This is a genomic window from Sedimenticola thiotaurini (genome assembly GCF_001007875.1).
GTDB classification, from domain to species: Bacteria; Pseudomonadota; Gammaproteobacteria; order Chromatiales; family Chromatiaceae; genus Sedimenticola; species Sedimenticola thiotaurini.
This window is the reverse complement of the sequence record NZ_CP011412.1, coordinates 3,795,596-3,821,673: the sequence shown is the minus strand read 5'-3', so window position 1 is coordinate 3,821,673 and position 26,078 is coordinate 3,795,596. Positions and strand designations below refer to the sequence as shown.

21 protein-coding genes and 1 pseudogene are annotated in these 26,078 nt (G+C 58.7%); 10 read left to right on the top strand and 12 right to left on the bottom strand.

Translation table 11 applies throughout. The features are described from left to right. Nucleotides 1-172: 172 nt before the first annotated feature. The 4 genes and pseudogenes from AAY24_RS17665 (at nucleotide 173) to rssA (ending at nucleotide 3,160) form a co-directional block, all read left to right on the top strand. Nucleotides 173-1,260 (top strand): annotated as a pseudogene (locus AAY24_RS17665) (IS3 family transposase). 184 nt (nucleotides 1,261-1,444) lie between these two features. After that, the gene (locus AAY24_RS17660; protein ID WP_046860783.1) at nucleotides 1,445-1,741 is read left to right on the top strand and encodes a DUF3861 domain-containing protein; all 297 of its coding nucleotides are present in this window, start codon (nucleotides 1,445-1,447) and stop codon (nucleotides 1,739-1,741) included. A gap of 86 nt (nucleotides 1,742-1,827) precedes the next feature. Beyond that, nucleotides 1,828-2,172 carry a hypothetical protein gene (locus tag AAY24_RS17655; RefSeq protein WP_046860782.1) on the top strand — a complete coding sequence of 115 codons (345 nt, stop codon included), beginning with the start codon at nucleotides 1,828-1,830 and terminating at the stop codon, nucleotides 2,170-2,172. 85 nt (nucleotides 2,173-2,257) lie between these two features. Beyond that, nucleotides 2,258-3,160 carry a patatin-like phospholipase RssA gene (rssA, locus tag AAY24_RS17650; protein ID WP_046860781.1) on the top strand — a complete coding sequence of 301 codons (903 nt, stop codon included), beginning with the start codon at nucleotides 2,258-2,260 and terminating at the stop codon, nucleotides 3,158-3,160. Nucleotides 3,161-3,315: 155 nt separating this feature from the next. Here the strand turns inward: rssA and AAY24_RS17645 are convergent, their stop codons facing one another. Continuing rightward, nucleotides 3,316-3,663, bottom strand: coding sequence for a carboxymuconolactone decarboxylase family protein (locus AAY24_RS17645; RefSeq protein ID WP_046860780.1), 348 nt, complete (start codon nucleotides 3,661-3,663; stop codon nucleotides 3,316-3,318). 732 nt (nucleotides 3,664-4,395) lie between these two features. Between AAY24_RS17645 and AAY24_RS17635 the strand changes: the two genes are divergently transcribed. Together AAY24_RS17635 and AAY24_RS17630 are read left to right on the top strand one after the other, a co-directional pair. Continuing rightward, complete coding sequence (locus tag AAY24_RS17635) at nucleotides 4,396-5,031, top strand: tellurite resistance TerB family protein (RefSeq protein ID WP_046860778.1); 636 nt, start codon at nucleotides 4,396-4,398, stop codon at nucleotides 5,029-5,031. 239 nt (nucleotides 5,032-5,270) lie between these two features. Beyond that, nucleotides 5,271-6,188: an AEC family transporter gene (locus AAY24_RS17630; protein ID WP_046860777.1), complete on the top strand. Its 918-nt coding sequence runs from the start codon at nucleotides 5,271-5,273 to the stop codon at nucleotides 6,186-6,188. A gap of 64 nt (nucleotides 6,189-6,252) precedes the next feature. Here AAY24_RS17630 and AAY24_RS17625 read toward each other — a convergent pair whose 3' ends face one another. Both AAY24_RS17625 and AAY24_RS17620 read right to left on the bottom strand, forming a co-directional pair. Beyond that, nucleotides 6,253-6,600 (bottom strand): PepSY domain-containing protein, encoded by a 348-nt coding sequence (locus AAY24_RS17625; protein WP_046860776.1) that lies wholly within the window; start codon nucleotides 6,598-6,600, stop codon nucleotides 6,253-6,255. A gap of 29 nt (nucleotides 6,601-6,629) precedes the next feature. After that, the gene (locus AAY24_RS17620) at nucleotides 6,630-7,193 is read right to left on the bottom strand and encodes a cytochrome b/b6 domain-containing protein (protein ID WP_046860775.1); all 564 of its coding nucleotides are present in this window, start codon (nucleotides 7,191-7,193) and stop codon (nucleotides 6,630-6,632) included. A 604-nt stretch (nucleotides 7,194-7,797) separates the two neighbouring features. Between AAY24_RS17620 and AAY24_RS17615 the strand changes: the two genes are divergently transcribed. Beyond that, the gene (locus AAY24_RS17615; protein WP_052761318.1) at nucleotides 7,798-8,406 is read left to right on the top strand and encodes an NUDIX domain-containing protein; all 609 of its coding nucleotides are present in this window, start codon (nucleotides 7,798-7,800) and stop codon (nucleotides 8,404-8,406) included. Between the two features lie 153 nt (nucleotides 8,407-8,559). On the opposite strand, the gene AAY24_RS17610 is transcribed toward AAY24_RS17615, so the two are convergent. The 9 genes from AAY24_RS17610 to AAY24_RS17570 form a co-directional block, all read right to left on the bottom strand. Next, a complete protein-coding gene (locus AAY24_RS17610; protein WP_046860774.1) occupies nucleotides 8,560-8,763 on the bottom strand; it encodes a cold-shock protein in 204 nt (67 codons plus the stop codon). Between the two features lie 241 nt (nucleotides 8,764-9,004). Beyond that, nucleotides 9,005-9,946 carry an aldo/keto reductase gene (locus tag AAY24_RS17605; RefSeq protein ID WP_335337188.1) on the bottom strand — a complete coding sequence of 314 codons (942 nt, stop codon included), beginning with the start codon at nucleotides 9,944-9,946 and terminating at the stop codon, nucleotides 9,005-9,007. A gap of 253 nt (nucleotides 9,947-10,199) precedes the next feature. Then, nucleotides 10,200-13,883, bottom strand: a complete 3,684-nt coding sequence (locus tag AAY24_RS18700; RefSeq protein WP_082117215.1) for a DUF1631 family protein — start codon at nucleotides 13,881-13,883, stop codon at nucleotides 10,200-10,202. Nucleotides 13,884-13,998: 115 nt separating this feature from the next. Next, on the bottom strand, nucleotides 13,999-14,355 hold the full coding sequence (locus AAY24_RS17595) for an SRPBCC family protein (protein ID WP_046860772.1): 357 nt from the start codon (nucleotides 14,353-14,355) through the stop codon (nucleotides 13,999-14,001). A 15-nt stretch (nucleotides 14,356-14,370) separates the two neighbouring features. Then, nucleotides 14,371-14,865 carry a universal stress protein gene (locus AAY24_RS17590; protein WP_046860771.1) on the bottom strand — a complete coding sequence of 165 codons (495 nt, stop codon included), beginning with the start codon at nucleotides 14,863-14,865 and terminating at the stop codon, nucleotides 14,371-14,373. 88 nt (nucleotides 14,866-14,953) lie between these two features. Beyond that, nucleotides 14,954-16,321 carry a TRAP transporter large permease gene (locus AAY24_RS17585; RefSeq protein ID WP_046860770.1) on the bottom strand — a complete coding sequence of 456 codons (1,368 nt, stop codon included), beginning with the start codon at nucleotides 16,319-16,321 and terminating at the stop codon, nucleotides 14,954-14,956. A 3-nt stretch (nucleotides 16,322-16,324) separates the two neighbouring features. Further along, nucleotides 16,325-16,954 (bottom strand): TRAP transporter small permease subunit, encoded by a 630-nt coding sequence (locus AAY24_RS17580; RefSeq protein ID WP_082117214.1) that lies wholly within the window; start codon nucleotides 16,952-16,954, stop codon nucleotides 16,325-16,327. Between the two features lie 56 nt (nucleotides 16,955-17,010). After that, nucleotides 17,011-18,099: a TRAP transporter substrate-binding protein gene (locus AAY24_RS17575; RefSeq protein ID WP_046860769.1), complete on the bottom strand. Its 1,089-nt coding sequence runs from the start codon at nucleotides 18,097-18,099 to the stop codon at nucleotides 17,011-17,013. A 407-nt stretch (nucleotides 18,100-18,506) separates the two neighbouring features. Next, nucleotides 18,507-19,907 (bottom strand): sigma-54 interaction domain-containing protein, encoded by a 1,401-nt coding sequence (locus AAY24_RS17570; RefSeq protein ID WP_046860768.1) that lies wholly within the window; start codon nucleotides 19,905-19,907, stop codon nucleotides 18,507-18,509. Nucleotides 19,908-20,314: 407 nt separating this feature from the next. On the opposite strand from AAY24_RS17570, the gene AAY24_RS17565 reads away from it, so the two are divergent. From AAY24_RS17565 to rbbA, 3 genes are all read left to right on the top strand, one after another. Next, nucleotides 20,315-22,123 (top strand): PHA/PHB synthase family protein, encoded by a 1,809-nt coding sequence (locus tag AAY24_RS17565; RefSeq protein WP_082117213.1) that lies wholly within the window; start codon nucleotides 20,315-20,317, stop codon nucleotides 22,121-22,123. A gap of 223 nt (nucleotides 22,124-22,346) precedes the next feature. Next, nucleotides 22,347-23,336, top strand: a complete 990-nt coding sequence (locus AAY24_RS17560) for an HlyD family secretion protein (RefSeq protein ID WP_046860767.1) — start codon at nucleotides 22,347-22,349, stop codon at nucleotides 23,334-23,336. A 2-nt stretch (nucleotides 23,337-23,338) separates the two neighbouring features. After that, entirely contained in the window at nucleotides 23,339-26,077 is a 2,739-nt protein-coding gene (rbbA, locus tag AAY24_RS17555; protein ID WP_046860766.1) for a ribosome-associated ATPase/putative transporter RbbA, read from the top strand. Nucleotide 26,078 lies beyond the last annotated feature (1 nt).

Here is a 26,078-nt window from a genome sequence, read left to right as displayed (position 1 = left end):
AATCGACAATGAATAGATAAGGCCATTACATACGTCCCGTATAACAAGGCGCTGCTGTCGCACAAATTTTCTGCTGCGCTCCAAATTTGCCGCAGAGCGGGGGTAATCCCCCCGAAAAATGGTGGCGTTTATAAGTAGAATTTTCCAATATAGAGATTGAAGGAGAATCTACATGAAGAAATCCCGCTACAGTGAGTCCCAGATCATCAGCATCCTGAAGGAAGCCGAGAACGGTATACCAGTTGCTGAACTCTGCCGAAAACACGGAATGAGCGACGCTACCTTCTATAACTGGCGCTCCAAATTCGGGGGCATGGATGTCTCCATGATAAAGCGCATGAAAGAACTGGAAGAAGAGAACCGCCGCCTGAAGAAGATGTACGCTGAAGAGCGGCTGAAGGCGGAGATTATCCAGGAAGCGCTTGAAAAAAAGTGGTAAGGCCATCTCGCCGCAGGGAGATGGCCAGGCAAGCGGTTGAACAGCGACAGATTTCGATCCGTATGGCCTGCCGCCTGTTCGGTATCAGTGAAACCTGCTATCGATACTAGGCCAAGCTTTCGGGTGAAAATTCCCATATAGCGGACTGGCTGCTGAGATTGACGACCACTCACCGGACCTGGGGCTTCGGGCTCTGTTTTCTGTATCTGCGCAATGTGAAGGGCTATGGCTACAATCACAAGCGTGTGTACAGGGTCTACCGGGTGTTGGAACTCAACCTGCGAATCAAGCCAAAACGGCGCTTGAGGCGGGATAGGCCGGATGAACTGGCCGTGCCACGCCAGATCAATGATATGTGGTCAATGGACTTCATGCATGACAAATTGAGAGATGGGCGTAGCTTCCGCACCTTCAATGTGATCGATGACTACAACCGGGAGGGACTGGGTATTGAAGTGGATCTGTCACTCCCGACGTTGCGAGTAATCCGGAGCCTGGAGCAGATTATCGAATGGCGAGGAAAGCCCAAGGCGATCCGGTGCGACAATGGTCCAGAATATCTGAGCGGTCGACTGGTGGAATGGGCCGACAAGCAGCGTACCCAGCTCCAGTATATTCAGCCAGGCAAGCCACAACAGAATGCCTATGTGGAACGATTCAATCGGACGGTCAGGCATGAGTGGTTAGATCAGCATCTGTTTGAGTCCATTGCTCACGCCCAGGAGACGGCAACGAAATGGCTCTGGAGCTACAATAACGAACGGCCTAATATGGCACTTGGTGGAATAACCCCGATTCAGAAGTTAACCCAGGTTGCATGACCTCTACTTTTGAACGTCATTAAAAATGGGGGGATTACCCACGAGCTTCATCAGGCTCAGACCGGGAGACGACAGGAGCCCCCCCTGAAATAACTACAAGAATAGCCGCCTCAACACATTGAGTTTTCGGGAGTCACCCCAATCTACCGGCCTACCTATACTGTTAACTTAGGGATTCCATTTCATGGCAAAGCACAAGTACCGGGTCACTCTGGAGCATCTGAGCAATCCGAAAGGTGAAATATCGAACCATTCGCCACTGCAGATAGAGGTGGATAACCACGACGATATATTTAAGATAGTCGAGTTGATGCGCAATCGGGACGATCTTGGCCAAAATGATGCCGCCGCCCTGGCCATCGGAATAAAACTGTTCGGTGAAGTGATGCTGGACAACCGGGACAACCCGCTGTTCGCTGCATTTATGAAGGACTTCAGTCGGTTTATGAAAGCCCTGAAGGCCGGGAACAGCAACCCATGACAGGTGCTGCCGGTATCACCGCGACCAGGCACCGGCTTGGTGTAATCGTCAATATTCCCGGCTGTGCCGGTTGAATCCGAGTATCCATGAACAAACTGGCCACCTACATATCCGCCATCAAAAACGGCACTCCTGATAAACTCATTGCCGACCGGCAGCTCAAGGAAGAGCGTGTTAAGGACGATGACTTAGTTACCGAGTACCGGGAGCAGACCGTCCGATTTGTCAACGGTGTGACTATCCAGCAGAGCATTGAGGTGGATCTGGATAACACCGTGCAGAGCAGCGCTTGTCCTGAGTGCTGGATCAGCTATAAGGTAGTGGCCGAGCCAGCCGATTTGAACATTGTTCCGAAAAGAAAGGTCTTTGTGAATGCGTGTCAGGAGAGTTTCTGGCTTAAAATCAATACGTCTCACAGGGAAACCGGTTAATCGGCCCGCCCTGCCGGACAGGCTGCGCATAAAGAGCCGCAGGCTCCCCGCGGTACGCCGCCCCCCTGAATTGAACGAGGAACGGATGAAGATAGGTTTAGCCCTTGGGAGCGGTTCGTCGCGCGGCTGGTCCCATATCGGGGTCATCAAAGCGCTGGCTGCGCATGGCATAGTTCCCGATATTGTCTGCGGCACTTCGATCGGTTCACTGGTGGGTGCGGCCTATGTGTCGGGCAATCTGGATAATCTGGAACAGTGGGTACGTTCATTGACCAAGTTTGAGACCGCCCGCTTCCTGGAAATCAGTCCCTCTTTGAAAGGTTTCGTCAACACAGAAAGACTACGCCATTTCTTAAGCACCCATGTGGCGGATGATAACGCGTTGATCGAAGAGTTCGATAAAAAGTATGCCGCCGTCGCTACCGACCTGGAAACAGGCCGGGAGATCTGGTTAACCGAAGGTGCTGTGCTGAATGCCGTTTGGTCATCCATCTCCCTACCCGGCCTGTTTCCAGCCATCCGAAACCATAACAAGTGGCTGGTGGATGGTGGGTTGGTCAATCCCGTTCCCATATCGGTCTGCCGGGCACTGGGGGCTGATGTGGTTATCGCCGTTAACCTGAACTACGACATCGTTGGCAAGCATTTTCAGAAATCCAATAACGTTCCCAAACGCAATAAAGGTGTGGCCGGCATCATCACCGACTTCGTGACAGAGTACCGCGCCTCGGTTTTTTCCAACTCCAGATCCAAGGACCAGCCGCCAAGCCTGTTTGAAGCCATCGCCAGCTCGGTGAATATCACCCAGGACCGGATCACAAGAAGTCGTATGGCGGGAGATCCACCGGATATTCTGCTGTCACCCAAGCTCTCCCATATCGGACTCCTGGAGTTCTACCGGGCGAGTGAGGCCATCAGCGAGGGGGAAGCATGCGTACAGAGGATGTTGCCGGAGATACGGCACAGTTTAAGCCTGGGCGAACCGTAAAATGTGCCGACATGCACCACGCCCGGTTTGGCCGACGTATTGAACAGGAAGCACCCTACCGCAGCTGGCGACCCTACATGGATAGCGGTCGCCAGACCACGCAATCTCCCGGACATCTGTTAAGGACTTACCGGGATAGTCCCATTGTCACTGTGCTATAAGCCTTGCTCTTCATACTGGCTGAGCGCCTGCATTGCTTCAACACCATACATAACAGATGGGCCGCCTCCCATAAGAATGGCGACCGCCACAGTCTCGGCAATCTCCTGTTTGCTTGCGCCGGCCTTCAGCGCATCATGTACATGGAATGTGATACAGCCATCACAACGGACGGTTACCGCAATACCCAGCGCAATAAGCTCTTTGGTTTTGCCATCCAGTGCGCCTGGCTTAGTAGCGGATTTATGCAACATGCCAAAGCCCTGCATGACTTCCGGGATATCCATTCCCAGCTTCTTCATCCACTCATTGATCTCTTTATAGTGTTCAGGAAAGTTTTTCATGGTTTTCTCCCAACTCGTTGTCAAAACAGAAGTAATCTGGCTTCTGGCATCACGCACAGAAGAGAAGCTGAAGTAATGCCAGTCGCGGAATGCTGTTACGATGGTACATCGTAGTTTGGAGCGGATTTAACGCGGTGAACACGTACCAACAACATTGTTATACGCCTCTTTACAGCGGGCTACAAATCACCAATTTTTATATAATCGAACGAGCTGACTCCCTGCTTTTCTTCGGACTTTCCATCCGCATGATGGCAGAAAGTACGCTGTACAAAATTCGGTATTACAAAGCTGGATGACACCGCTGGATACCACTTTAAAAAGACAGGTTTACAGGATTATTAATACCGACTTCCGGCATGCTGACGATCGAGTTAAGCAGGTCAAACATGGCGGCATTGTGTCCCGCCCATCCCTTCCCAGCGGGTTGAGCACCGCTCACGAAATTGACTTGGGTCACCCCTCCAGGCTGAATAGTGCCGACTCTTCATGGAGTGGCCGTACCACTTTATAAACTGGATCTATATGTCAGGCCCCACAGCGCCGGCAGAAGGGATCTGCCGGGAACTTTGCGGCACTCACCCGCTTTCTGGATGGGATAAGGAACTGCTCTCGGAATCGCAACTCAAACACCTTGCACGCGACGATCTGCTTTATAATTCAGTTTCAGTTCAGTCATGCGAGCAACAATTAGCGATTTAAACTCACCCATCTGAATGTAAGGAGTACATAATGGATACCCGAGGTTTACTTGACCAACTGCTTGGCGCCGGGAAGTCGTTTCTCAACGATGCCGGGGTAACCAATCCACAAGGAGGTGTTACCGATTTTGGCAAGGGTGCCGCCACCGGCGGATTGATTGGCCTGCTGCTGGGCAGCAAGACGGGGCGCAAGATGGCCACCTTTGGCGGCCTTGCGGCACTCGGTACCATGGCCTGGCGCGCCTACAATCAGAATCGCGCCCAAACTGCTGGCAGCGAACAGCCGCAGATACCCGCCATGAACAACCCGGCAGAGAGTCGCGCCGTGCTGCGTGCCGTGCTGGCGGCGGCCCGGGTGGATGGTCATATTGATGAGCGGGAACGCGCCCTGATCGACCAGGAGGTCTCCCGGCACGGCGGTGATGCGGCACTGCGCAGTTGGATGGAGGCAGAGCTGAACGCGCCCCTCGATCCCGGTGCGATTGCGGCGGAAGCGGGCGGAGACAAGCTGTTGGCCAGCGAGGTCTATCTCGCCAGCGCCCTGGTGATTGGCGAAGCCGGTTTTCTGGAAAGAAGCTATCTCGACCAACTGGCCACTGAACTCGGTCTGGATGCAGACCTGAAGCAGCGCCTGGAGGCTGAGGCGATGGGCAATCCGGCCAGTTGAGTCGCATTAAAGATTAGGAACAGATTGGGGGACTGCCGGGGCGCAGCCGCACAATCTTAATACCGGGGCCGGTCGTCAGGGTGTCTGTGGCGACCGGCCCCGTTTTGCATGTGACAACCAGTTTGGAGGATCGCTCAGGGAGCCCGGGACCAAAAGGCATAACCCGCCAACTGGACGACCCGACGAAAAAGCGGAATAATCCCCACCCCTCAGCAAAACCACCCAATCACAGAGGACCCATGAGCGATATCGCAACAGCCCTGGCCCCTATTCTGGTCCTGATTGTTATTGGTTACGGGCTGAAGCGCAGCCGGTTTCTATCCGACGAAGCCTGGTCAGGGATGGAGAAGCTCACCTACTTCATCCTGTTTCCCGCCCTGCTGGTTCGCACCCTGGGCAATCAAAGCCTGGCCGGTGCGCCCTGGTCGGCCATGCTGCTGGTGGTGCTCGGTACCATACTGACCGCTGCTGCACTGCTGATTGTCTGGCAACAGCTCGGCGCTTCAACCAGTGGCCCCACTTTCACCTCCATCTTCCAGGGTGGCGTCCGCTTTAATACCTATATCGCTCTGGCGGTGGCCCAGGCTTTTTATGGAATGGACGGACTGGCGATGGCGGCGGTGTCCGCCGGGTTCATGATCGTACTGATCAACCTGCTGTGTATTTCCGCCTTTGCCATCTGGGGCGAGCGTTCCCGCAAGGGATTGAAGCCGATCATTCGGGATGTGATCGGCAACCCGCTGATCATCGCCTGCGCCATTGGCTGGTTCCTCAGTCTGAGCGGTATCGGAGTCCCCGGCATGGCGGAAGATATTCTGGAGATCATCGGCCGGGCCGCCCTGCCCTTCGGCCTGCTGGCCGTGGGTGCCGCCCTGAAACCGGAGGCGGTCCGGGGACACATCAACCCCATCCTGGTCTCTTCGCTGGTGCAGTTCGGGATCAAGCCGGTTGCCGCCGCTCTGCTCATTTCGGTCACGGGTCTCTCCGGCGTCCCGGCTGGCGCTTTGATTATCTGTCTCATGGTACCCACTGCCCCCTCGGCCTATATCCTGGCCCGGCAGCTCGGCGGCGATACCGCCACCATGGCATCGATTATCACTTTCCAGACCATACTGGCCTTTCTGATTATGCCCCTGGTGGCGCTGCTGTTGCTGTAACCCGGTCGGCTGAAAAGCCGCATCGGGGGCCGGGCGACACCACTCTGCCAGAACAGCCTGGCGATCAATGGCGCTCCTCGATCACCTCGCCGCTGCGGGCATCCACCACCAGTTTGTGCCGTCCACCGGCCCCGTCCAGCAGCTTCAGCTCATACACCGGTCGACCGTTTTTCCGCTCGGCCTCCTGTTTAACAATGCGCCAGCCACGCTGTTCCGCAATGCCGTTCAACATGGCGGCCGCACTGCCCGGTCCGGCCTGACCGGAGTAACGGTCGCTTGGGTAGAAAGATTCCTCATGTTCAAATTCACCGTCACCCAGCCCGACTGTGCCAAATTGCCAGAAACCGAACCCGGTCAGCAGTGCGGCCACGATCAACATGGACAGAACGCCACCTTTGCTCTGTTGCATCATCTGTTACCTCCCATAACTCGCTGGATTAATCACGCCTGTTTACGGCCGGTCAGCATGGAGCGGACCAGGTTTTCCCTGTGCACGTAGCTTTCAAAGAGCACCCCCACCACATGCACCGCGACCAGAAACAGAGTGAAGTTGGCAAAGAACTCGTGGAGATCCTCCAACAGTTCACCGTTCAGTCCGGCAGTTGCCGCCACTGTGCCGAGTGCGCCTACCTGGGTCTCGGTACCGAACAGCAGCATGCCCAGTGCAGCGGTGATCAACACACTTAACAACAGGGCCACCACCATGGCGCCACCCGCCGGGTTGTGCCCCAGATAGCGTGGTGCCTTGAACGCCAGGGTCTGTTTCAGAAAACCGATCACCTGGCTCGGGCCATACACAAAGTCACTGAACCTGGCGTGCCTGCTGCCCACCACGCCCCAGACAATTCGCAACACCACCAGACTGAATACGAGATAACCGGCCCAGATGTGCAGACCGGCCAACTCGTCTTCAGTCAGGTAGGCGATAAAGAAGCCGGCGACCAGACTCCAGTGAAAGAAACGTACAAACAGATCCCAGATCTTTTTATCTTCTGATTGATTCATAAGTAACACCTGTTCCGATGGATTTGTGGTGCCACTCTATCGGCGCAGCCTGAAACAAAGATGAAAAAGCCAGCCGTTGGGCGGCCATGGATGCCCGCCATACATACCGATAAAGATCGAATATCCAAAAGTTTTCATCATGATGAAAACCACCTGATAGCCGTTGATATGCGTCATCCGGAAACTATTCTTCCCCATCTCTCTTTTCTGCCCGGCAGACACAGCTGCACACCGGTTCAGTTTCATTTAATGCGGAGACACTAGGCTGATCCACACGCGGATGTTTAACACTCCGCCGATTAACAGACTCAAAACCGAATCATTAAGAGGAACAGATCATGTGGAACAAAACGAGGCGTATGGTGGACAGCGGCATAATCCTGGTTGGCCTGATAATACCCGTTATCAGCATCTTCAATCAGGAGATCACCTGGTTGTTGGCCGGGGGTTAAACAGAAAGCTGGCGATCGTACAGTAAAAGCTGAACAACCCGCGCCATTCACAACGGAACTGCTTGTAAACAGCGTGTCGTTTTCCCACCAGTAGCGCCGATATTTTTCTACCTGGAGCTGCAGACGGGAAAAAATCAGGTAATAATCGGGTAATGACCAGTAATAAACTGAAGGCGAAGATTCTCCACACCCAGGTCGGCTACAAGGGCTTTTTTCAATTGCAGTGCCTGACCGTGGAACACGACCGTTTCGACGGTGGCAGCATCGGACCGGTGGAGCGGGAAGTACTGCATCGAAGTGATGTGGTGGCGGCCCTGCTGTACGATCCCGGGCATGACAAAGTGGTGCTGGTGGAACAGTACCGGGCCGGGGCCCACGTCGCCGGTGTCTCTCCCTGGTTGATCGATATCGTGGCCGGACGGATCGAGAACGGCCAGCCCCCCGCTGAGGCGATCAGACGGGAGATTGTGGAAGAGTCTGGGCTGAAACCTGACACCCTTGAACCGATCGGCACCTATCTCACCGCCCCCCACCTGTCCAGCGAGCAGATCCATCTCTACATCGCCACGGTGGATGCCACTTCAGTCGGGGGATACCATGGATTGGCCCATGAGGGAGAGGACATACGCCCGCTTGTACTGGACCGGACCGAGGCGCTGGCTCTACCCCGGCATCAAGCCGTTTCACTCTGGAGCGCCCTGGCACTGGCTTGGTTGGCCAATCGGCCATTCGATCCTTCGGTGGAGGAGAGGCCCGGGTAGTCGCCCTGTCACACCCTGATCGGTCCCCCGGCTTCCTCAGCCGCCATGATCGATGAGAGGTTCCGACGGCAACCGGATCAAGAACTCCAGACAAAAAAAAGCCCCGCCTGATGGCGGGGCTTTTCCGGGGATGCCAGGCATCCCTATCCCATTTTACTGGGCGACGACGTTAGTCGCGCTGGGGCCTTTCTGACCCTGCTCAACGTCGAACGATACGCTCTGGCCTTCAGCCAGCGACTTGAAGCCGGTGCCCTGAATTGCGCTGTGATGAACGAATACGTCCTTGGTGCCATCGGTCGGGGTAATAAAACCGAAGCCTTTTTCGTCGCTAAACCATTTAACTGTTCCAGTAGCCATGTTGCTATCCTCTATACAAAATTGATCGTTGACATGCAGACGCTTGCCAGGCGCTTACGGAAGAATCTGTCACGAACTGCGAGAGGATCACTGCCGAAAAACTACAAGTACACTGCAATGTAACGCACTCTATTGAAAACTCATTTAAAAGACAAGCGACTTTTTCTGTTTTTTTCAGTCGATTGCACCAAATTCCCCTACCGGTTCACGTTAAGGTCCTGGGAATAGGGGAAAACGGCGCTCAATCCCGTTCGGAATCGATCGTAGCCATCAGTTGGGCGTTGTAGCGCTCCCCCTGCACGGTCTGTTCGTTGATCAGTTGATCCAGTTGCGCCACCACTGCCGGCTCCAGCCGGATGTCACCGGCTGCGGCATTCTCCCGCATGTACTCGATATGCTTGGTACCGGGAATCGGTACCAGCGTTCCGGCCTCCCGGGCCAACACCCAGGCGATGGCGAGCTGGGCCATGCTGCAGCCCTGTTGCCGGGCGATCTCCCCGAAAGGCGCCAGCAGCTGCTGGTTGGCAGCGAAATTATCCGGTTCAAAACGGGGCCGGGCCACGTTGGTGCGTATATCGTCCTCTTCCAGGTGATTCAGGTCCCGGGCACAGCCGGTGAGGAATCCCCGCCCCAGTGGCGAGAAAGGGACAAAGCTGACGCCCAGCTCCCGACAGGTGGCCAGCATGCGTCGCTCCGGTGTCCGAACCCATAGGGAGTACTCCGACTGTACGGCGGTTATGGGGTGCACGGCGTGGGCTCGTCGCAGGGTGTCGCTGGAGACCTCCGACAACCCGATGGTACGCACCTTGCCCTCGGCCACCAGTTCCGCCAGTGCGCCGACACTCTCCTCCACCGGCACATCGGGATCGAGGCGATGCAGGTAATAGAGGTCGATCACATCGGTTTGCAGCCGTTGCAGGCTCTGCTCACAGGTCCGTTTGATAATCTCCGGACGCCCGTCCACACTCAGATTACCGTCCTCGCCCCGGGCAATACCACATTTACTGGCCAGGATGAACTCGTCGCGTCGATGGCTCAGGCTGCGGCCGATCAGGGACTCGTTATGTCCCATGCCGTACATGGCGGCGGTGTCCAGGAAGCTGTACCCGGCGTCCAGCGCCTCCTGCAGCAATCGCTCCGAGGTGGCGTCGTCCGCCTGCCCATAGCCCCATGACATACTCATGCAACCCAATCCAACGGCCGAAACCGTGAATGGCCCCACTGTTCTTGTATGCATCTTGTCGTCTCCCGATGGCGCTCCGGTAACTGGGGTCCGGCACTCTATCACATCCTGTTGGTCCTGCCATGACCCCACCGGCCCGATAGGGTGGTTACTGATGTACTGATCTCCGTGGGTCGGGGATGGCGCCTCGCCAGGTAAGTCAGGTCAGTGCGGGAAATGTTGCCCGGGAAGGATTGGTGCGACTCAGCCGCTGTTAACCGGCCAGCAGTTTCAACGGTGCCGGCCGACCGACACAGAAGCCCTGGGCATAGTCCACGCCCAGTACGCGCAGGGCGGTCAGTATGGCCTCATCGTGGACAAATTCCGCCACCACCCGTTTGCCCATGTGGTGAGCCACTTCCGTAATCGACTTGACCATCGCATAACTGACCGGATCCTGGTGCATCTCCTTGACGAAGATCCCGTCAATCTTCACCACATCCACCGGAAACTCCTTCAGATAGGAGTAGGAGGCGTAGCCGGTGCCGAAGTCATCCAGGAAAAACTGGCACCCCAGTGCCCGTATCTCCTGCATCATGGAGGTCACCTGCCCCATCTGACTGACCATGGCGGTCTCGGTGATTTCAAACGCCAGCTTCTGCGGCGGGATGACCGAGTGCTCAATCTGCTTTTTCAGAAACCGGATAAAACTGTCGTTGGCCATCGACTGGCCGGACAGATTGATACTGAAGCCACCCATCTCCTTACCACGGCTACCGATCAGCGTCTGGTTGGCCCACTCAAAAAAGTGCTGCACCACCCATCGATCCACCGCTTGCATGCGCTCATAGCGTTCCGCCGCCTCGATAAACTGGTCCGGGCTGGCCGGGGCATTCTGCCTGTCTATCCGGCGCAGCAGCACTTCATGGTGCTCCGACAGACCATCATCCACAAACAGCGGCTGGATCAGCTGGGCGAACAGTTCGAGTTGATCGGTTTCCAGCGCCTTTTCAATCAGTGGAACCGATTTGATCAGGCGTTTTTTCTGGGTATAGACCACATCTTCATGCTGGTAGCAGCGGCAGCGGTTTCGACCTTCCCGCTTGGCCTCCTCACAGGCCGATTGGGCCGCCTGAGTCAGCTCATCGGCAGAACCGCTATCCCGGTTGATCTCCGTCAGACCGATACTGACAGTCACCGAGATCCGTTCATCCCCCCACTGGAAATGGTACTGCTGTATCGCCCTGCGCAGGCTCTCGGCAAAGATAAAACCCTCATCCAGGCGGGACTGTTTCAGCAGAATAGTGAATTCATTATCCCCGGTTCGGGACAGGCTGTTGCCAGGCCCCAGGGCGTTCTGGCAGATCTGGCCCAGATTAACCAGGAACTGGTCGCCTCCATCGGTACCACACAACTCGTTAACCAGGGTGAATTTGTCCACATCCAGGCAGATCAGGGAGTGGCGATCCGCGCTATGACGACTCTCTTTCAGCAACTGCTCCAACGCCCGCCGGAAGGCCCGACGATTCATCAGTCCGGTGACCGGATCCAGGTCACTCTGCTCGCGCAACTGTTCAAAACTCTGCCTGAGCGCCTGTTCAACCGCCCGCTCCACCATGGGCAGTCCGGCATCCTCCATCAGGGCGATCTGTCCCGACTGGAGGCGCTGCAACAGCTCCCGTCGGTTGCAGTCCAGTGCCTTGACACCGTAGCTATCAACAAACAGGTAACGATGATCTGTCGCTTCATACAGCGCCAGGTTGAGCATCCGCACATGTCCCCGCTGGCGCTGTTCGGCCACCCAGTCACCGACCCGCAGCTGCTCCAGTTGGCGCAGAGAGCGGGCATCGCCCCCGGTCTCTCCATCATCCTCCGCCGCACTGCCGGCAGTCATGGGAATCAGTTGGTCGAAATAGTCCTTGTCCACGCCGATACGTTGTTCGCTATAACGACTGAAACTGTCGCTGCCCTGTTTCAGACACTCGGCCAACTGTTCAATCAGCCGGTGGGACTGCTCGATATAGACCGGGTAGGCTTCCAGGCCATTCAGCAGCACCTGCCGCACCCGGTCCCACTTTTCCGGTTTCAGATAGGCGTGCCGGGCACCCGGTTGCAGGGCCTGATTAAGCAGCACCAGAACATTCTTGTAACTCTCCAGGTGTTTTGCCTTATGCTCCCCCTCGGAGACGGTCTGGATCAACAGCCCGGCCCAACCCAGCTGTAGCAGCTGGTCCACCAGGATGGAGATGGAGCCCTGCAACTCCTGCTCCAGAAATGCCCGGATCTCCCGACTGGCGGCAACTGTCTGGCGCTCCCGGGCACTGGCCGCACGCACCTGTTCCAGGTTGTGGGTGAATCGCGATTTCTGCTCTTCCAGCAGCTCCTCGACCTGGTGGGCAACCGCATCCAGATCCGCCTTGCCACCGGCCACTTCCAGTGACCCCAGCACCGACTCAAGCCGTTCATTGATGCTCTTGGACAGCACACTCCCTGGATCCGTCGGCGTGAACAGGGCCAGCTGATCCAGATCGTTCAGTAACTGGTGGGCCGGGTGCCCGGTGTCGTTCAGGACTGCGGGATCGTTGATGGCTGCCTTGGCCAGTGGCAACTGCACCTGACGCAGAATACGCCGCATGGTGGCGTTGTGGCGCGGATCCTGTTGCGCTGTGCGCAGCAGCTGTTCCGTGGCGTCGATGATCTGGCGGCTCTCACCGGATAGTTCCACCCCGCCATCGACGCCGGCATGTCCGCCCAGGGACTGTTCAATCCGGTCCGCCAGATTACGGTGATCGCCCTGCACCATGTCATCCAGCGCATGCAGCACGGTCCGGTTACTGGTGGTGGCACGGGTCGGGGATACGTTGGGTGCCTTTTTTCTCTGGGCACAGGATGACAAGGTTTCGATCAAGGAGCGGGGACCGGGTCGGAATGGCCGGGCCTCCATCTTCTCCCTGGATGGTGGTTGCGACTTTGGCCTCTTTTCACGGGCGGTGAATCCGTGCTGTTCCAACAGCTCATAGATCTGATGGTAGGTAGGGTCCATGTTCGCCAGCACCCGCTCTGCAAACACCTGATAGACGGTATTTCTGACCTTGGTGCCGAGTTGCATCCCGTCCAGTGACTTCTTGAGCGCCCAAAGCACGCAATAGGGGGAGACAGGGTTGTTCTCATTGTTGACCGGGACCTTGATCATGTAAGCGATAGCCTGGGAGATCATGAACAGGGTTTGGGACAGGCGTCCCTCCAGCCGGCGGGCGATGGCCACCACTTCGGCCCATTCATCAAACTCCTGTTGATCCACCAGCTCCAGGTTCTCACTCTCCGCCTGCGACGGGTCTGCGCCGATCTGTACCGTTTCCAGCTGCCGCCAGTTCCCGGCGATCTGGGCCAGGAGACGCCGCTGCAGATCCACTGCATCCGCTTCAATGGCCTGTCGCCCGAAACGGAGCTCCGGCTGCACCTGAAAAGACGCCTGGTCTTCCAGTTCCAGGAAGGTTTCGGTGAGAATTTTGATAAAGTCGTCATAGCGGCTGGCCAGGGCCTGCTCCAGCAGCGCCTCTGCCTGATGCAACACTTCGAACGACCGGTTAACCGCCGGCCCGTGTCGCTCCACCACCGACGTGCGGGACAGGTAGCGAATCACCCGTGCATCCGGGCGCAGAAAGATGGCTCCCACACCCTGCTCAGAGGCGAAGCGGATACGCACCGGTATCCGGTACTCGGTACCGTCGGTGTCCGGTCCCAGCAGTACTTCGGCCTGTACATCGTCGGGCGTGTCCGCCTGGCTGGCGGCCCTGATGGCGCTTAACGCCGCACTGCCGATGGAGAGGGAGAGCCCGCCCCGGGAGTAGTTGTTGATCTGGCAGTCGATCGGGTTGGTACCGGTAACCACGAGACGGGCGGAATGGCTGGACTTGAAACGTCGGTCTTTACGCCGATCCTGAACCACTGTAGACACCCCGTGTGGCTGTTTGCAATTCTGATCAAGAAGGTATGGTAATCAACAACCGGCAAGATTATAACGCCGGCCTCCCGATCAGAGTATCATAGCGGGTGCCCCTGTCCCACCGGATCTAACAGTCTGGATCTATATCTTTGAACAGCGCCTCAAACTGGCTGGCCCGGCCATGCAGTGTCCGGTGCAGTTGCCTGACCGCCGCCATTTCGTGCTCATTGGCGGCGGGAAATGTGCCGGTCCAGGAGACGGTGGCAGCCTCAGGGTTCCGGGCGGTAATACCGATCTCTATGGTGCACACACCCACCGGCAGCGGACTGCGCAGCGTACAGACAATCACCTGGTTGGCGTCGTCACAGAGATAGTGTTGCCGTACAAAAGGGTGCCAGCTGACATTGGCAATGAATCGGCTCAGCACCTGCCAGGTCACCGGCGGTGACGCCGCCACTTCTGTTTTGAGCACCAGTTTGGACATCGTCCCCCCCCTGAATCAATCGTCTCTCGGGATCGGTACCAGCAGTACCGGGACGGGACAGAGGTGGGTCACCTTGCGGGCCACCGATCCCAACAGTACCCGATCCAGCGTGGACTGGCTGTGGGGTCCCATCACCACCAGGTCGGCACCGATCTTCTTTGCCTGTTCCAGAATTACCGTCTCGGGCCGCCCCTCGGCGATAATAATCTGACTCACCAGGGTGGCCGCTTCATCGCCGCTGTCCAGTTCCCGCCGGGCAAACTCGGTCAGGCGCTGATGGATCGACTCATGCACCCGCTTCAGCCCTTCACGCTCCAGCTGGTCGAGCTGATTTTCCGGCATGGCGCTGCGCATCAGGGTACGGCCGGTGGCCCCCAGGGGTTCGATGGCGTGCAGCAGATGGATCTCCGCCTGGCAGCTGATGGCCAGACTCACCGCATAGTTGAACACCGTCGGTGAGTTGCTGCCCAGATCCGTGGCATAGAGAATCTTCTTGATTGAGGCCAACATGGTCGTTCCCCTGCTTTCAATAGATAGTAGATAGAATCGCGCCCGATTCAATAAGCGCAGGCCGAACCGGTAAACAGCGATTCGCCCTTCAGTTGCCGTAGGCGACGCGCGGCAGCCAGGTCACCAGGTCCTCCCAGACAAACACCAGCACCAGGCCCAACAGCTGGAGCGCGATGAACGGCAGCACCCCTTTGTAGATATGGGCCACGGTCACCTCTTTGGGCGCCACCCCCTTCAGGTAGAACAGCGCAAAACCCACCGGCGGGGTCAGGAACGAGGTCTGCAGACAGACGGCAAACAGCACCGTGAACCAGACCAGGTCGAAGCCCAGGCCCTGCACCACCGGGCCCACCAGGGGCAGCACGATCAGAGTGATCTCGATCCAGTCCAGGAAAAAACCGAGCAGGAAGGTGAACACCAGGATGGTGATGACGATACCGGTGGGGCCGAACGGCAGGGAGGTCAATGCGGATTCGATCAGCTCGTCACCCCCTAGCCCCCGGAGCACCAGGGAGAAGGCGGTGGCACCGAGGAAGATGGCAAAGATAAAGGCGGTGGTCCGGGTGGTCTGCTGACACACTTCCCGGAACACCTGCAGGTTCAGTTTGCGGTTGATCGCCGCCAGTATGATGGCACCGAATGCGCCCACTCCGGAGGCCTCGGTGGGCGTCGCCAGCCCCATGAATATACTGCCCAGCACCGCCAGGATCAGTCCGGCCGGCGGCAGTACCGCCCAGAACACACCCAGCACCAGTCGCCAGGTGATCGGTTCGCTCTGCCGGGGTGCCGGTGCCGCCCCCGGCACCAGGGCCGCAAACACCACCATGTAGATGATATAGATACTGCCCAGCAGCACCCCGGGGATCAGCGCACCGAGAAACAGGTCACCCACCGACATGGCGAGCCGGTCCGCCATCAGCACCAACATGATACTGGGGGGGATCAGGATACCCAGTGTACCGACTGAACAGACCGTGCCGGCGGCAAAGGAGGGTCGGTACTTGTTCTCCAGCATCACCGGCAGGCCGAGCAGCGACAACAGCACCACCGAGGCGCCGATGATACCGGTGGAGGCGGCCAGCAGGATGCCGATCAGGGCAACAGTTACCGCGTAACCGCCGCGCATACGTCCGAACAGCTTGACGAAATTCCCCATCAGCTGGGCGGCCACACCCGACCGGTCAAGCATCAACCCCATGAAGATGAACATGGGCAGGGCCACCAGCACCCAGTTCTTCATCACGTCCCAGATCCGATCCACCACGGCGGAGGTGTAGGCCCAGTCGATCGAGTAGAAAGAGTCTGTCATGAGATCGGTAAACTGGCCGGTGGCCCAACCGATCACGGTAAAGATAAAGGCCAGGCCACCGAGCACCCAGGCCACCGGAAAACCGGTGAACAGCAGTGCGATAAAACTGACGAACATCAGGATGCAGAGGATTTCATTGAACGGCATCGGTCAACCCTCCCTCTGCTCAGGGGTGGTGATGAGCGCCTTCGGCCAGCGGAACAGGTAGGCGGTTACCCGGGAGAGACGGGACAGGCTCACCACCAGCAACAGGATCATGCCAATCGCCATGAACGACTTGATCGCCCAGCGCCACGGCAGCCCCCCCGGCGCATCCGACACCTCGTTGATCGACCAGGAGTAGATAAAGAAAGGGATGCTGAACCGCAGCACCAGGATCAGGAACGGCAGCAGCAGGAACAGGGTACCGAACAGCTCCACCCACGCCTTGGTCCTGAGACTGAAACGCTCATACAGCACATCCACCCGCACATGATCGTCCGACTCCATGCAGTAGGAGAGCCCGAGCAGAAAACCGATCGAGTAGAGGTGCCACTGAATCTCCTCGAACTCGACACGTCCCTGGCCAAACAGATAACGCATGGTCACGTTGGTGATGATGATCGCCACCAGCAGCAGCCAGATCCAGGAGATCGACGCGCCGATCACCCGGATCATTTTGTCAATACGGCGGGAAAAGGCGGTATGGGGCAGTTCAACGTGATGGATGAGTTCATGCAGGAGATCATGCTCCCCGGGTTTGCCCGCACTGGATTGTTGAGTTGTTCCCGGTTCCGTCATGATCTACCCCCATGAACCCATCGTTTACGTTGGCCTCTCAGATGTGAGCGAAGCGATCAGAAATCCCGCGGCAGGTAGCCCAGGCTCTTCCAGCTCTTGTAGCCTTCGGAGAATGCCTCCTGGGAGTCATAGACCTTCTTGAACAGCGCATCCTTGCCCGACTCCTCCTGCATCACCTGCTGGGTCACCTTCTGCAGTTCACGCAGCAGATCCTCGGGCAACCGGGTAGCGGTCACGCCGCTGGCTTTGAAGTTGTCGATGATCTTGCCCTGGATCGCCTCACCCTTGGAGAGGTTGCGCATCACCCCGGCGGTACAGGCCATGTCGATCAGGGCCCGGTTGGAGTCCTCCAGCTTCTCCCAGACGCCCCTGTTCACCAGCAGATGGAACGCCGTGTAGGTCTGGTGCCAGCCGGGGAAGTAGTTGAACTTGACCACCCGGTCGAAGCCCAGTTTCTGGTCGATCGCCGGCATGGAGAACTCGGACGCATCGATGGCCCCCTTCTCCAGCGCCTGGAAGATCTCACCGCCCGGCAGCATGGTGACCGAGGCCCCCAGTTTCTGCAGCACACGTCCGCCAAGCCCGGCAAAGCGGATCTTCAGCCCCTGCAGATCATCCAGGGTCTTGATCTCGTTGCGGAACCAGCCGGCGGTCTCCGGCCCGATGATGCCGCACAGGATCGGATGCACACCGTGCTCGCCATACACCTCTTCCCCCAGTGCCTTGCCGCCCCCCTCATACCACCAGGCGGTGTACTCCCAGGGCTCCATACCGAACGGACGGGCCGCGAACAGCGGCGAGGAAGGTATCCGACCCTGGTCGTAGCCGACCCAGGTGTAACCCGCCTGCACCTTGTTGTCCTTGACCGCATCGGTGATGGAGAAGGGCGGGACCAGTTTGCCGGGCTCGAACACCTTGAACTGCACCGTACCACCCGAGGCCGCCTTCAGGGCGTCGGCGACATAGGTGATATTGTCCCCCAGGGCGGGCAGGTTGGTGCCGAAAGCGACCGGCACTTTCCAACGCACATTTTCAGCCGCCTGCGCAGCCGTTGTCAGTACCAGACCGGCCCCCACGAGGGCGGACACAAACACCTGCTTCAGCAGCACCCGACGGCTGGATCTCTTCGCATAATCTCTCGTCATCTCGCATCTCCATACTGGTGTTGTTGGTAGAAAGTCGGAACACACCCTCAAAACCCGGCATGAGAGTGGCAGCGAACCACGACAGGAGCCTCCGGACATAACCATGTCCGTCGATTGACTTAAGCCTGATGAACCCGATCCGGGTCATCCACTCCTCCTCACTCTCCTGCAGCCGTACCACCAGGTGGCCGACCGCTTATCGCTAACCCTGTTGGTGAGCAAGCCCTGTGCCATACCGAAAGCCAGGGAGATTTTTTCGTCTTTACAAGAGGTTAAATGGAGCCAGCGGAAAACCGGCCCGGGCAGGCTTCTGTCGTAGAATCAGACAGAATTACCAGGTAATAGGCTTAGTTATTGATTTTTATGAATTAAATTCAAACGTCTGGAATCAGGACAGAAAGTGTCGGTTATCCGGACAGTTGATGGTCCCGGATCTTGTCATAGAGCTGGGAACGGGAGATCCCCAGCATGCGCGCGGCGGGCGCCTTCTTGCCGCCGGTCATCTCCAGCGCCCGGCTGATGGCGTGCCGCTCCACACTGGCGATACGCGCCGGCAGAGACAGCCCGGCATCGGTGGTAATCGGGCTATCGGGAAAATCGAGCGTGGCGGGCATAAAGGGTCGGATGGTATCGGCGGTAAGGCTGGGGCTGTTGCACATCAGGCAGGCCCGCTCCAGGGTGTTCTTCAGTTCCCGCACATTACCGGGCCAGCTGAACGATTCCAGCAGCGCCAGGCCGTCACGGTCGATCACCTTGAGGGCCTCACCACTGCGCGAGGCGATGGTCTCAAGAAAATATTCGCTCAACGGCTTGATGTCATCGAGCCGCTCCCGCAGCGGCGGTACCGCCACCGGCAGCACATTCAGCCGGTAGTAGAGATCGCGGCGGAAACTGCCCTCCCGCACTTTCGCTTTCAGATCCCGGGAGGTGGCGGCGATTATGCGCACGTCCACCCGCTGCACCGTGTTGGAACCGACCGGCTCGAACTCCTGCTCCTCCAGCACACGCAACAGCTTGGCCTGCAACTGCAGCGGCATGTCGCCGATCTCATCCAGCAGCAACGTACCGCCATCAGCCAGGGCGAACTTCCCCTTGCTGGCCCGTTTATCGGCACCGGTATAGGCGCCGGGACTGACGCCGAAGAACTCCGCCTCCAGCAGGCTGTCGGGGATGGCCGCCACATTAACCGCCACAAACGGCGCTTCGCGACGTACCGATGCGGAGTGGATCGACTGGGCCAGCAGCTCCTTGCCGGTGCCGGTCTCACCCAGGATCAGCACCGGACTGCTGTGCCGGGCAATCGCCCGGGCCTGCTCCTTCAAATCATTGATCTGCTGGCTGCGGCCGATAATGTTGGCGATGCTGTAGCGGGCGTGGCGCGCCGCCGCCAGTTTGGCTTCGGCACTGGTGAGGCGCTGTTGCAGCATTTCAAACTTGGAGATGAGCGGTTTCAGGTAATCCAGACTGTTGTAGAGCACAAAGCCCACTGCGCCGATGACCGCACCCTCCTCATCGTGCAGTGGCAGGCGGCTGACCACGAAGTGGCGACTGTCGAAGCGCATGATGTCCAGCAGAATGGGCCGCCCGGTCTCGATCACATGGGCCAGCAGGCTCTCCGGGATCACCGACGCCACATCCCTGCCCAGCACCTCATCCTCGTCCCTGATACCCAGCAGGTCCATATATTTTGAGTTGATCCAGACGATGCGCGCCTTCTCGTCCACCGAAATGGCGCCTTCGCAGATCTCCTCAAAGATATCGAAAAGTGAATCAAACATGGAAGACTTGATACTGTTGCTTTCGCTCATCTATCGGTTTCCCTGCAGATCATCCATACCCGGAAAAAAAGATCCGTACCAGATCGCTACCGTAATTATCAAATGTAGTCTATTGAACCGGGATTTGCTCAACCCCACATTAAATCCAGCGGGTGTTGTGGAACGTACCGGTACACCCGACCGGGATCGGTCAGGTTATTGGTATAGCCTTCCATTGAGACAGATCAGGGCAGGCTCATTCAATCGTGTTCGGAGCGCCCGATGCTGGGACAGCGGTATATAATCAGGGCCGTGCCAACCATTCCGGGACATGCGTCCGCCACACCCGGGTAATCACGCAGCACCGGATCAACACCCGATCTATTCAAATCTGTTTTCTGTCCCGGCCCGGCAACCTGCTTGCCTGTGGTCGGCCACGGATCAATAAGGAAACCGTCATGACAACAGAGCCCGACACTCCCACCCCCCTGGCCAGCGCAGCCCAAGCGGCGCCTGACCGGGATCAACCCGCCATCGACCCGGCCACTATCCATGAATTGGCGGTGACCCTGGACAAGGCGTTCAAAGGCAACCTGGCCCGTATGACCGCGGGCATCACCCCGGCCGGCCTGGCCCGGGTCTATTTCGACTGGCTGGCCCATCTGGCCCTGTCACCGGGTAAACAGCTGGAGCTGACCGACAAGGGCCTGCGAAAACTGACCCGGTTTGTCCGTTACGCCACCCAGGCGGCGATCGATCCCGATACGCCCCCCACCATCGAACCACTGCCCCAGGACCGGCGCTTCACCGACAGCGCCTGGCAAAGCTGGCCCTACAACCTCTACTACCAGTATTTCCTGCTCAACCAGCAGTGGTGGCACAACGCCACCACCGGCATTGATGGCCTGTCACCCGGCAGTGAGCGGGTGGTCTCATTCATCACCCGCCAGCTGCTGGATCACTGCTCCCCCTCCAACATCCCCTGGCTCAACCCCGAGATCAGCCAGGCGACCCTGGCCAGCGGCGGTATGAACCTGGTCAGGGGCTGGCAGAATCTGCAGGAAGATCTGCAACGGATGGCCACCGGCCTGCCACCGGTTGGCACCGAGGCCTACCAGCCAGGCGGGAATATCGCCATCACTCCCGGCAAAGTGGTCTACCGCAACCGCCTGATCGAGCTGATTCAGTACAGCCCCACCACCGAACAGGTGTATGCCGAGCCGGTGCTGATCATGCCGGCCTGGATCATGAAGTACTACATACTGGACCTGGAACCGCACAACTCCCTGGTCCGGTACCTGGTGGACCAGGGCCATACGGTGTTCATGATCTCCTGGCGCAATCCGGACTCGGAAGACCGGGATCTGGGCATGGAAGATTACCGCAAACTGGGACCGATGGCGGCGCTGGACGCTATCTCCAGCATTGTACCGGGACAGAAAATACATGCGGTAGGCTACTGTCTCGGCGGCACCCTGTTGTCCATCGCGGCGGCCGCCATGGCCCGGGATGGGGATGGGCGTCTCGCCTCCCTGACCACCCTGGCCACCCAGGTGGACTTCTCCGAAGCGGGTGAACTGCTGCTGTTCATCGGCGAGAGTGAGGTGGACTACCTGGAGAGCATGATGTGGAAACAGGGCTACCTGGATGGCTACCAGATGGCGGGGGCCTTCCAGATCCTGCGCTCCAACGACCTGATCTGGTCGCACATGATTCACGCCTACCTGCTGGGGGAACGCCAGCCCATGAACAGCCTGATGGCCTGGAACGCCGACCTGACCCGCATGCCCTACCGGATGCACTCGGAGTACCTGCGCCAGTTGTTCCTGAACAACGACCTGGCCAGCGGTCGCTACCAGGTGGAGGGTCACCCGGTGGTGATCAATGACATCCGTGCGCCGATGTTTGTGGTCAGCACACTGAAGGATCACGTCGCTCCCTGGAAATCGGTCTACAAGATCCACCTGTTGGCGGATACCGACGAGATCACTTTCCTGCTCACCAGCGGCGGACACAACGCGGGCATCGTCAGCGAACCGGGTCACCCCCGCAGGCGCTACCAGATGCGGACCCACCGGGAGCGCGAGTGCTACATCAACCCCGATATCTGGCAGCAGACCACGCCGGTCAGCGAGGGCTCCTGGTGGCCCGCCTGGCAGAACTGGCTGGCCGGTTATTCATCGGATATGACCGCACCTCCCGCCATGGGCAACGCCCACTATCCGGCCCTGTGCGACGCCCCGGGCGAATATGTACACATCCGGTAGGGAGTAGAATTGCCTCATGGCAGGGTGGGCACGGACGAGATGCCCACCCTGCGCCATGGGCGATAGCACGCTAAGGGTGCGCTGGATCAACTGATTGACCGGCCCACAACGGTATAATCACTGTATCCGAAAGAGACAAACAACCGACTCTCCCGGTTACGCAACCAGCAAACATCAGGACACATCTTCCAATCTGTTCGAATCAGGTCCGGAGCTTCCCGCCATGCGAGACACAGCCTTAAACAAGATCCTTATCATACTCATCGTCGTTGCCCTGGCCGGCGGGGCGGGCTGGTATCTCTGGACCACCAAGTACGCCTCCCAACTGCCGGACAACGTCGCATCCGGCAATGGCCGCATCGAAGCGACCGAGTACGATATCGCCACCAAGTATGCCGGCCGGGTCGAGACCGTACTGGTACAGGAGGGTGACATGGTGGAAGCGGGCCAGGTGCTGGCCACCATGGACACGGTCGACCTGCAGGCGCAACTGCGTGAAGCCGAGGCGGGCTTGCGCGAAGCACGGGAATCACGGGAATACGCCGCGGCCATCGTGTTGCAGCGGGAGTCGGAACTCAGCTTCGCCCAGGCTGAACTGAACCGTTCACTGAAGCTGATTGACCAGGGCCATGTCTCACAGGAGACGGTGGACCAGCAGCGCACGGCTCTGCGTTCCGCCCAGGCCGCCCTGAAGGCAGCCAAGATCCAGGTGGTACAGGCGGAAGCGGGTATCGAGGCGGCGGAGGCGCGGATTGAACGGCTGCAGGGCAATATCGCCGACAGTCAACTGACCACCCCGATCAGTGGCCGGGTGCTCTACCGACTGGCCGAACCGGGCGAAGTGCTGGCGGCGGGGGGCAAGGTGTTGTCGGTGCTGGATCTGACCGATGTCTACATGACCATCTTCCTGCCCACCGCCGAGGTGGGCAACCTGGACGTGGGATCGGAAGCGCGCATTATTCTGGATGCCATCCCCCAGTACACTATCCCGGCCAGGATCTCTTTTGTGGCGCCCCGGGCACAGTTCACGCCCAAAGCGGTGGAGACCCGTTCAGAACGGGAGAAGCTGATGTTCCGGGTCAAGGTGAAAATCGATTCCAAGCTGTTGAAGCAGCATGTGGAGAAGGTGAAAACCGGCCTGCCGGGCATGGCCTACGTGCTGCTGAAGTCAGACGCCGAGTGGCCAGCTGAACTGCAGGTCAGGCTGCCCTGAACATGACCGTTCAGTCCGCCAACGTTGTCAGCATCTCCGGGTTGACCCACCGCTACGGTAGCAACCAGGTATTGAGTCAGATCGACCTGACCCTGCCCGCCGGTCAGATGGTGGGCCTGATCGGCCCGGACGGGGTCGGCAAGTCGACCCTGCTGGCGCTGATCGCCGGGGCCCGCTCGCTACAGCAGGGCCAGTTGAAGGTGCTGGACGGAGAGATGAGCGACAGCCATTTCCGTGCCGTCGTTTCCCCCCGCATCGCCTATATGCCCCAGGGTCTTGGCAAGAACCTCTACCCCACCCTGTCGGTGTATGAGAATGTGGACTTCTTCGGCCGGCTGTTCGGACAGGACCGCCAGGAGCGGCGCCAGCGTATTCACGACCTGCTGCAGAGCACCGGACTGACCCCTTTTGCCGATCGCCCGGCGGCCAAGCTGTCCGGTGGCATGAAACAGAAACTGGGTCTCTGTTGCGCCCTGATCCATGATCCCGAGCTGCTGATCCTGGACGAACCCACCACCGGCGTCGACCCCCTCTCCCGGCGTCAGTTCTGGGAACTGATCGACCGGATTCGCCAACGTCAGCGCAACATGAGCGTGCTGGTGGCTACTGCCTACATGGAGGAGGCGGAGCAGTTTGACTGGCTGGTAGCCATGGATGAGGGTCAGGTACTCGGCAGCGGTGCACCGATGGAGTTGAAACAGCGCACCGGACAGGAGACCCTGAACGATGTCTTTATCGCCCTGCTGCCGGAGCAGAAGCGGCATCATCATCAACGCCTGGTGGTGCCACCCCGGCAAGCGGTTGCTGGCGAACCGGCCATCAGCGCCAGCGGCCTGACCAAGCGGTTTGGTGATTTCACCGCCGTGGATCATGTCAGCCTGGAGATCGAACGGGGCGAGATTTTCGGCTTCCTCGGCTCCAACGGCTGCGGCAAGACCACCACCATGAAGATGCTCACCGGCCTGCTGCCCCCCAGCGAAGGCGAAGGCAAGCTGTTCGGCCACAAGGTGGACACCCACGACATGGCGACCCGTAACCGGGTCGGCTACATGTCCCAGGCGTTCTCTCTCTACAACGAGCTGACTGTACAGCAGAACCTGGAGTTGCACGCCCGACTGTTCCATCTGCCGGAAAAGGATATCGGGGCACGCGTCGATGAACTGACCCAACGCTTCAAGCTGGAGCACTACCGCCACAACCTGCCGGGCGACCTGCCACTGGGTATCCGCCAGCGTCTGTCACTGGCGGTTGCGGTGGTGCACAGCCCGGAGATGCTGATCCTGGACGAACCCACATCCGGTGTTGACCCGGTGGCCCGGGACAATTTCTGGCAACTGCTGGTGGAGTTGTCCCGCAAGGAATCGGTGACCATTTTCATCTCCACCCATTTTATGGATGAGGCGACCCGTTGCGACCGCATCTCCCTGATGCATGCCGGCCGGGTGCTGGCCAGCGACACCCCGGAAGGACTCTGCCGGGCACGGGGTGTGGACAACCTGGAGCAGGCATTCATCGGCTACCTGGAGGAGGCCACCGCAACACCGCTGACGGAGAGCACCGCGCCGGCGACCACAGCGCCATCGGAGGAGCGGCGGTCGCAGCAACCACCCAGCCGGTTCAGTCTGCAACGCCTGTTCGCCTATGCCTACCGGGAAACCCTGGAGCTGCTGCGTGACCCGATCCGGCTCACCTTCGCCCTGCTCGGCTCGGTGATCCTGATGTTCATCCTCGGCTACGGTATCACCCTGGATGTGGAGGATCTGCGCTTCGCCGTGCTGGACCGGGACCAGACCCCGCAGAGCCGGGACTACATTCAGAACATTGCCGGCTCCCGCTACTTCATCCAGCGCCCGGATATCCACAGTACCGAAGAGCTGGAGCAGCGCATGGCCCGGGGTGAATTGAGCCTGGCCATCGAGATTCCGCCGGGCTTCGGACGGCAGTTGAAGCGCAGCCGACAACCGGAGGTGGCGGTATGGATCGATGGTGCCATGCCGTTTCGGGCGGAAACCATCTACGGCTACATACAGGGCACCCACCTGGCCTACCTGACCGACCTGTCACTGCGCACCTACGGCATCATCCCCACCGTGGTACCGGTGGATATCAAATCCCGCTATCGATACAACCAGGATTTCAAAAGCCTGGATGCCATGGTGCCGGCGGTGATCCCCCTGTTGCTGGTGTTCATCCCGGCCATCCTGATGGCCCTGGGTGTGGTACGTGAAAAAGAGCTGGGCTCGATCACCAACCTCTACGTGACGCCAGTGACCCGGCTGGAGTTTCTGATCGGCAAGCAGCTACCCTACATCCTGGGCAGCATGATCAGCTTTATCGGCCTGGTCGCTCTGGCAGTATTCGTGCTGGGGGTACCCCTGAAAGGGAGCCTGACAGCCCTCAGCCTGGCGGCACTGCTGTATGTGACCGCCACCACCGGTCTCGGGCTGCTGATGTCTGCGTTCACCCGGACCCAGGTCGCGGCACTGGCCGGCACCTCGGTGCTGACCCTGATGATTGCCATCAACTTCTGCGGACTGACCCACCCGGTCAGCTCCATGGAGGGTGCGGGGGCGATCATCGGCCGGCTGTTCCCGACCACCTACTTCCTGGAGGCGAGTCGCGGCGCCTTCACCAAGGCGCTCGGTTTTCCCAGCCTGTCACAACATTTTCTGCCACTGGCCGCCTTTATTCCGGTACTGACCATCGCCAGTGTGCTCTTTCTGCGCAAACAGGACCGGTAAG